This window comes from Ruegeria sp. YKSF131, from assembly GCF_059612645.1.
This window is the reverse complement of sequence record NZ_JBXWQZ010000104.1, coordinates 1-7,824: the sequence shown is the minus strand read 5'-3', so window position 1 is coordinate 7,824 and position 7,824 is coordinate 1. Positions and strand designations below refer to the sequence as shown.

Sequence of the window (7,824 nt, the reverse complement as noted above, 5' to 3'; positions counted from 1 at the left end):
CGCGACGCTTGCTTCACCGCAAATCCGCCGCATAATCACATGAACCAGATGAGCCAGACCCTCTCTTAGCTCACGCCGCCATCTGTCCCAAAATCCCTGACGACGGACACGGTGAAACTCGTCTTTTTCGCCCAACAATTTTGCCGGCACAGAACGATGGTTTCATGGTGGGCCTCAGCCTGGGAATTCTCAGGCGTGCCGTGGGCGACCGGTTCGACTCCGGCGAAATGACCATTGTTCTCTGTAATCCAGACGTACTTCCTGTCAGTTTTTCGAAATTCAAACGGCTCAAGGGCGATGAGATGGGCTTCCGATTGAAGTTTCCCTCCAAATGGCTTGTCCATTCTGTCGATCGCAAAGTCTTGGGAAACTCAGTTGGGACATGCGATCAAACAAACGACGTGAGCCGCTTCGTCGCCGATTTCCGAGCTGTAATCGCACATAAGATCGGCCAGGGAGGTCTCAGCGCCAATGACGCGGCAACCCTCGTGTCAATGAGCCGAGCAACTTTGGCTCGACGTCTTGCCAAGGAAAAAACCAGCGTGTCGGATGAATTACGCCGGGCGAAGATTGCTTACGCAAAGGACCGTTTGCGAACGAGCGGCGACACCGTAGACGAAATAGCCGGCGCGCTCGGTTACTCCGATCGCTCGAACTTCTCACGCGCATTCCGAGAAGCCGTGGGCCTCAGCCCTCGAGCTTTCCGATCACGGATCGACGTGAACAGAACTGGTCCAGAGACGTGAAGAAATCTTTCAGATCTTTATTGTTATTACGAAGCAAATCTATTGACCTACGCCTATCAGTGACAACATCCCGGCTAAGCTACGACCGCCAGAGCCGCGAACTGCAAACAGCAGCCATTTGAACACAAACGCCAACTGGCAGAAAAGTCCGCAGATCGGTCATTCGTCGCAACTCTGTTCAATGTCTGCTTCGCGGACCTTCCGGGCCTTGGACTCAGAATTGCGAACGGCGGCTTCCCCTGCTGAAGCGCCCAACTTTCCAAACGTCCGGACACCCCCGTTGCAAGGGGTGACGCGACGCTTTCCCAAGTGCCGAGTTGTTCAAGACCGGAAACTCCAGTTTCGCAGTCAATGCGCCACCATGATGTGTCTGACCGCAGTGTAATCCTCGAGCGCATACATGGACATGTCCTTGCCATAGCCCGATTGCTTGAGCCCGCCATGCGGCATTTCCGTTGTCAGCATGAAATGTGTGTTCACCCAGGTGCAGCCGTATTGCAGCCTGGCGGCGACATCCATCGCTCGGCCGATATTTCCGGTCCAGACCGACGAGGCCAGGCCGTATTGGCTGTCATTGGCCCAATCGACGACCGGGTCGTCCTCGGTGAACCGGGTGACCGAGACCACGGGGCCGAACACTTCGCGCTGGACGATTTCGTCTTCCTGGCGGGCGCCTGCGACGACGGTGGGTTTGTAGTAGAAGCCCGGCCCGTCCACCGTTGCGCCACCGGTGGCGATCTCGACATGCGAGAGGTCAGCGGCGCGCTGGACAAAGCTGGCGACCCGGTCGCGCTGGCGCGGCGAGATCAGCGGCGGGATCTCGTTCAGGCTGTCATCGGCATTGTTATAGACGATGCTGGCCGCTGCGTCGGACAGCTCGGCCACAAGGTTTTCATAGATCCCTGCGCCCGCATAGATCCGGCAGGCTGCGGTGCAGTCCTGCCCGGCATTGTAATAGCCAAAGGCCTTGAGCCCTTCGACCACCGCCGACAGGTCGGCATCGTCATAGACGATGACCGGAGCCTTGCCGCCTAGCTCCAGATGGGTGCGCTTGACGGTGCGCGAGGCGGCCTGAAGCACCTTTTTCCCCGTCGCCACATCCCCGGTGATCGAGACCATATCGACGCCGTCATGGTTGATCAGCGCGTTCCCGACCGAGCCGCCCTTGCCGGCGATCACGTTCACCACGCCTTCCGGCAGGATATCGGCTAGGATCTTGGCGAAAGCCAGTGCGGTCAGGGGCGTCTGCTCGGACGGTTTCATGACAACGGTGTTGCCGCCTGCAAGGGCCGGAGCCAGTTTCCAGGCCATCATCATGATCGGATAGTTCCACGGCGCAATCGAGGCGACGACGCCGATCGGGTCGCGGCGGATCATGCTGGTATGGCCCGGCAGGTAATTCCCGGCAATCGGCCCATGCATGTTGCGCACCGCGCCCGCGAAGAAGCGGAAACAATCCGCGACCGCCGGAATTTCGTCATTGCGCACACCGTCGATCGGCTTGCCGCAGTTCAGTGCCTCTAGCTGGGAGAGCATCTCCAGATTGGCCTCGACCGCATCCGCGATCCGCAGCAGATAGCCCGCGCGCTCGCCGGGGGTGGTCAGCGCCCAGCCGGTGAAGGCCGCGCGCGCCGCCGTGACGGCGCGGTCGATCTGCGCCGGGTCGGCCTCGGGGATCTGGACAATCACCTCGCCCGTGCGGGGGTTCAGGACCATTTCTTCCTGATCCGTGCCTGCTTCGAAAGAATTGCCAATCAGCATGTTGGTTTCCATCAGGGAGCCCTTTCTACTTTATTTGCCTTGCCCGGCCACGCTCTCCGTGCCGCGGGTCAGATAATATGCGCCGAGGATCGGCAGGAAGGTCACCAGCACCACGACCATGGCAACGACATTCGTCACGGGGCGCTGACGGGGGCGCACCAGCTCTTCCAACATCCAGATTGGGAGCGTCTGCTGCTGCCCGGCGGTAAAGGTGGTCACGATCACCTCGTCAAAGCTGAGGGCGAAGGCCAGCATGCCGCCCGCCAGAAGCGCCGTGGCGATATTGGGCAGGATGACATAGCGGAAGGTCTGGAAGGTATTCGCGCCCAGATCCATAGAGGCCTCGACCAGGCTGCCCGAAGTCCGCCGGAACCGCGCCACCGCGTTGTTGTAGACAACCACGATGCAGAAAGTCGCGTGGCCCAGGACGATGGTCCAGAAGCTGAACGGGATGTCCCCCAGGTTAAAGGCCGCCCGCAGCGAGATGCCGGTGATGATGCCGGGAAGTGCAATCGGCAGGATCACAAGCAGCGAGATCGTCTCGCGACCAAAGAACTTGGCGCGTGCCACGGCCGCCGCGCAGAGCGTGCCCAACAGAAGCGCGATCACGGTCGAGATGCTGGCAACCCGCACCGACAGGGAGAGAGCCTCCCAGACGTCCGGACGCTCCCAGGTGACGGCGAACCATTTCAGTGTCAGGCCGGGGGGCGGCCATTGATAGGATTTGTCCTCGGTCGTGAAGGCATAGACGAAGATCAACAGGATCGGCAGGTGCATGAAAGTCAGCCCCGCCCCTGCTGCGAGTTTCAGGCCGAAGGAGGCGCGGTCAGAGTGCATCGAAAGCCCCCTTTCGTTGTGCGACATAGAGATAGACGCCCATGATCAGGATCGGAACGATGGCAAAGGCGGCCGCAAGCGGAATATTCCCGGCCGTGCCCTGGAACTGATAGACCGCCTGACCGATCATCCTGGCCGAGGTGCCAACGATCTGCGGAATGATGTAGTCACCCAGCGTCAGCGAGAAGGTAAAGATCGACCCCGCAATGACACCCGGCAGCGCGAGCGGCAGCAACACATGGCGAAAGGTCTGGCCCGGCCGGGCGCCCAGGTCTCCGCTGGCCTCGAGCATCGAGGCCGGAACGCGCTCGAGCGCCGCCTGGATTGGCAGGATCATGAAGGGGATCCACACATAGAGGAACACAAGGAAGGTGCCGGTCCAGCTGACCGAAAGCGAGTTACCGCCCAGCACCGGGATCGAGAGGTAGGCCTCGAGCAGCCAGGTCAGGTGCAGCTCTGCAAAGACCCAGCTCAGGATGCCCTCCTTCGCAAGGATCAGCTTCCAGCTATAGACCTTGACCAGATAGCTGGACCAAAGCGGCAGCATCACGCCCAGATAAAACAGCGCCTTCCAGCGCCCACGCGCGAAACGCGCGGCGTAATAGGCGACCGGAAAGCCGATCACCGCGGCCGCGATGGTCACGCTGGTCGCCATCACCACGGTGCGCAGGATGATATCCAGATTGGCCGGGCGGAATAGCTCGCCATAAGTGCGCAGGGTGAATTCGTAATTGATCAGGCCCGAGAACTCGTCAATCGAGAAGAAGCTTTGCGCAAGCAGCGCAAAGAGCGACCCCAGATAGATCACGCCAAGCCACAAGGCGGGCGGGCCGATCAGCAGCAGAAGCAGAACCCGCGGCCTGCGCCAGAGCAGATCCGACAGGCGTCCGAACGCGCCGTTTGGGCGTGCGTCAGCCATTAGCGCCCTCCATCAGGTAAAGCGCATCGGCCTCCCAGGACAGGTGAACAGTCTGACCCGGCACCGGTATCTCTGCGCCTTTGGGCAGAAGAACGGCGACCTGTTCGCCATCCCAGTCCAGCGAAACACGGGTCGCCGAGCCCAGAAAGGCGCAGGACTGCACCGTGGCCGCCGGGCCTTCACTGGTCAGGCGGATCGCCTCGGGGCGCAGGCTGGCATGGGCCGATTTGCCGGTCAGTTTGCGGACCAGCTCTGGGTGGAGCACGTTGGAAGAGCCCACGAAATCCGCCACGAACGGCGTGTCGGGGCGGTCATAGATATCCTCGGGCGAGCCGATTTGCTGGATCTTGCCCTGATCGAAAACGGCAACCCGATCGGCCATCGACAAGGCTTCGCTCTGATCATGGGTGACAAAGACAAAGGTGATGCCCAGCTGCCGTTGAAGGCTTTTCAGCTCTTCCTGCATGGCCTCGCGCAGCTTGAGGTCCAGCGCGCCCAGCGGCTCGTCCAGCAGCAGAACCTTGGGGTTGTTGACCAGCGCACGGGCCAGCGCGACACGCTGACGCTGTCCGCCGGACAGGTCCGAGGGCTTGCGGCCGCCATAACCCGGCAGTGCGACAAGCTCCAGCGCCTCTTCGGCGGCGCGGCGGCGCTCGGCTTTGCCCAGCCCCTTGATCATCAACCCGTAGGCGACGTTATCGGTCACGCTGAGATGGGGAAACAGCGCATAGTCCTGAAAGACGGTGTTCACAGGGCGGCGATAGGGCGGCACGCGCGAGGATTCCGCTCCAAAAATCTCGATCTCGCCAGAGGTCGGCTGTTCGAACCCGGCGATCAGCCGCAGGCAGGTCGTCTTGCCCGAGCCCGACGGGCCAAGCATGGCAAAGAACTCACCGGGCGCAACCTCAAGGTCTACGCGGTCAACAGCTTTCACATTTCCGAAATGGCGGGAAACGCCGCGGAATCGGACGGCAGTAGTCATGGTGTCTCTCTAGGATAGCAGTCTGCCGCCCCGCAGGACCGGGACGGCAGAGGTTTCAGGTCAAATCAACGGCCGCCAATGACGCCGATATAATCCGAGACCCAACGATAGTAGGGCACACATTCGCCCTGGCTTTCACATTTACTGACCGGGGTCTGCCAGAACGCGATACGCTCGAAATCGTCAAAGCCGTTCTTGGTGCAGCCCTCGGCATTCTGCATGCCGCGGCCATCGGTACAGGCGGCGGGCACAGCCGGGTTGGCACCGAACCAGACCGACAGGTCGCTCATTAGGTTCGAGCTCAGCGTGTGTTCCATCCACATATAGGCACAGTTCGGATGCTCGGCATCGGCATGCATCATGGTGGTGTCGGCCCAGCCCGTTGCGCCCTCGACCGGGATGACCGAGGCGATCGGTGCGCCATCACCCTGCAGCAGGTTCACCTGGAACGGCCACGAGCCCGAGGCCGCCATGCCTTCGTTCTTGAAGTCGTCGATCTGGATGAAGGCGTCATGCCAGTAGCGGCCGACCAGCTTGCGCTGACCGCGCAGCAAATCCAGCGCAACCGCATATTGCTCTTCGTTCAGCTCGTAGGGCGATGTAATGCCCAGCTCCGGCTGGTGATGCATCAGGTAGAGCGCGGCATCGGCGATGTGGATCGGTCCGTCATAGGCCTGCACGCGGCCCGAGTTGCTCTGCCCGTCCGGCAGGGTCTGCTCTTCAAAGACCACATTCCACGAGGTCGGCGCGTTGCCGCCAAAGGCCTCGGTGTTATACATCAGCACGTTCGGGCCCCACATATAGGGCGTGCCGTAATGCTTGCCGTCGACGGTATGCCAGGGTGCGCTTTCCAGACGCGGGTCCAGAGTGCCCCAGGACGGGATCAGCGCCGGGTTGATTTCCTGAACCCGACGACCGGCAATCATGCGCAGCGACGCGTCGCCCGACGCGGTGACAAGGTCAAACCCGCCTTCGTTCATCAGCGCGACCATCTCGTCCGAGGTGTTCGCGGTTTTGACATTGACCATACAGCCAGTGGCGGCCTCGAAGCCGGTCACCCAGTCGAAGGCCTCCATCGTTTCGCCACGCTCGATATAACCGGGCCAGGCGACGATGCTGACTTGGCCTTCGCCCGCGCCGAGCGAGGTCATCATCTCGGCATAGACCGGCTGAGCTGCGATACCGACCGCAAAGGTCAGCATGGTGCAGGATTTCAGATAGCGTTTCATATCACTCCTCCCAAAGTTCGATATGTTTTTTGAAAGGATGCGCCCTGCGGCCAGATATCGCAAATTCAAAAATCAGATGGTTAGGTATCGTTTCTTCCGATGCCTGACACCGTCACCGGACCCCGGACGCGGTTAGTGTCTGCATCATCGTGATAAACTCGCGCGTGGCTTCGGACATTCCGGCGCCTTTGCGCCAGACCAGCCCGACCTGGACTACCGGCAACGTCCCGGAGACATCCCGGCTGACGATGCGATCGCCCTCCAGCGACCAAGGCCGATAGACCAGATCGGGCAGAATCGCGACGCCCGCCCCGGTTGCCACAAGCGACCGAACAGCCTCGACGCTGCGGGTGCGGAAGGCCAGCTTGGGCCGTTTACCAAAGGCCGAGAGTAGCTTGACCGCCTCCTGCTCCATCTCGTCGACATCCAGAACGATCAGGGGTTCATCCGCCACATCCGGCAGCGCGATGCTTTGCTGCTTGGCCAGCGGGTGGTCGATCGGCAGCCAGAGGCGGAAGGGCGACACCTCGAAAATTTCGGACTGAAGCGCGTGAACATTGCGCAGGTTGGTCGTCACCATGACAGCGACGTCCAACTCCCCGCCGACCAGAAGATGCTCCAGATATTCCCCGGTATCTTCGATGGCGGTCACCTCGACATCCGGATGAAGGCGCCGGAATTTCGACAGCATCTCGGACAAAACATAGCCCGCCGTCAGAGAGGTCACGCCAAGGTTCAACTGCCCGCCAACGCGCTTTGAACCCTCGGCCAGCACGCGGGTCGCATTCGCAACCTCCGCCAGGATCGCGGTGACGCTGCGCTGAAACCGCCGCCCCTCCGGCGTGATGTGTAGGCCGCGGGGGTGGCGCTCGAACAGCTTCACGCCCAAGATCGCCTCAAGATCCTTGATCGCCTCAGTCACCGCGCTCTGCGAGATCGACAGCGAATGCGACGCGGCGCTGATCGAGCCCATCTCGGCAGCCGCAGCGAAATACCTGATCTGTTTCAGCGTGAAAGACATGGCCCCAACCATGCACATTGCGGGACACAATTAGAATAGGAAACCATTTAGCCAATGGTTATTGCAAGTGGTGGCCACATCCCCTTTTGTGGCGGACGTTCTGGCCGAGAGTTCACGATTTTCGTATCCGGGATCGGCGGAGATGCACGATGGAACCAACTTCCCTATTGCCGTGAAATCGCAAAGCGGATGTTCGATCGCTACGCAACATCCGATGTTTTGGGCTTATTTTGTTGAAAAACTCGGGCTTGATCGGTTGGTAAGTTGCTGATTCAATTCTTCCTAAAGGGAGGGATCAGCCATGATGGGACCGAGACAGGAAGCGCAAG

8 protein-coding genes are annotated in these 7,824 nt (G+C 60.7%); 1 reads left to right on the top strand and 7 read right to left on the bottom strand.

The annotated features are described in order from the left end of the window. Positions 1-65: 65 nt before the first annotated feature. Positions 66-344: a hypothetical protein gene (locus AC2FLZ_RS21360; RefSeq protein WP_496882746.1), complete on the bottom strand. Its 279-nt coding sequence runs from the start codon at positions 342-344 to the stop codon at positions 66-68. Between AC2FLZ_RS21360 and AC2FLZ_RS21355 the strand changes: the two genes are divergently transcribed. Beyond that, positions 228-746, top strand: a complete 519-nt coding sequence (locus AC2FLZ_RS21355; protein WP_496882745.1) for a helix-turn-helix domain-containing protein — start codon at positions 228-230, stop codon at positions 744-746. The two genes, AC2FLZ_RS21360 and AC2FLZ_RS21355, sit on opposite strands and share 117 nt — an antisense overlap. A gap of 348 nt (positions 747-1,094) precedes the next feature. Here AC2FLZ_RS21355 and AC2FLZ_RS21350 read toward each other — a convergent pair whose 3' ends face one another. The 6 genes from AC2FLZ_RS21350 to AC2FLZ_RS21325 all read right to left on the bottom strand — a co-directional run bounded on the left by AC2FLZ_RS21350 (position 1,095) and on the right by AC2FLZ_RS21325 (position 7,495). Continuing rightward, a complete protein-coding gene (locus tag AC2FLZ_RS21350; RefSeq protein ID WP_480554432.1) occupies positions 1,095-2,519 on the bottom strand; it encodes a gamma-aminobutyraldehyde dehydrogenase in 1,425 nt (474 codons plus the stop codon). 18 nt (positions 2,520-2,537) lie between these two features. Further along, positions 2,538-3,344 (bottom strand): ABC transporter permease, encoded by an 807-nt coding sequence (locus tag AC2FLZ_RS21345; protein ID WP_480521406.1) that lies wholly within the window; start codon positions 3,342-3,344, stop codon positions 2,538-2,540. After that, on the bottom strand, positions 3,334-4,263 hold the full coding sequence (locus AC2FLZ_RS21340) for an ABC transporter permease (RefSeq protein WP_209598102.1): 930 nt from the start codon (positions 4,261-4,263) through the stop codon (positions 3,334-3,336). The genes AC2FLZ_RS21345 and AC2FLZ_RS21340 overlap by 11 nt, the downstream gene beginning before the upstream one ends. After that, positions 4,256-5,245 (bottom strand): ABC transporter ATP-binding protein, encoded by a 990-nt coding sequence (locus tag AC2FLZ_RS21335; protein WP_480521408.1) that lies wholly within the window; start codon positions 5,243-5,245, stop codon positions 4,256-4,258. Before AC2FLZ_RS21335 ends, AC2FLZ_RS21340 begins: the two co-directional genes overlap by 8 nt. 65 nt (positions 5,246-5,310) lie before the next feature. Next, complete coding sequence (locus AC2FLZ_RS21330) at positions 5,311-6,474, bottom strand: ABC transporter substrate-binding protein (RefSeq protein ID WP_480521410.1); 1,164 nt, start codon at positions 6,472-6,474, stop codon at positions 5,311-5,313. Between the two features lie 112 nt (positions 6,475-6,586). Further along, on the bottom strand, positions 6,587-7,495 hold the full coding sequence (locus tag AC2FLZ_RS21325; protein ID WP_480521412.1) for a LysR family transcriptional regulator: 909 nt from the start codon (positions 7,493-7,495) through the stop codon (positions 6,587-6,589). Between the last annotated feature and the right edge of the window lie 329 nt (positions 7,496-7,824).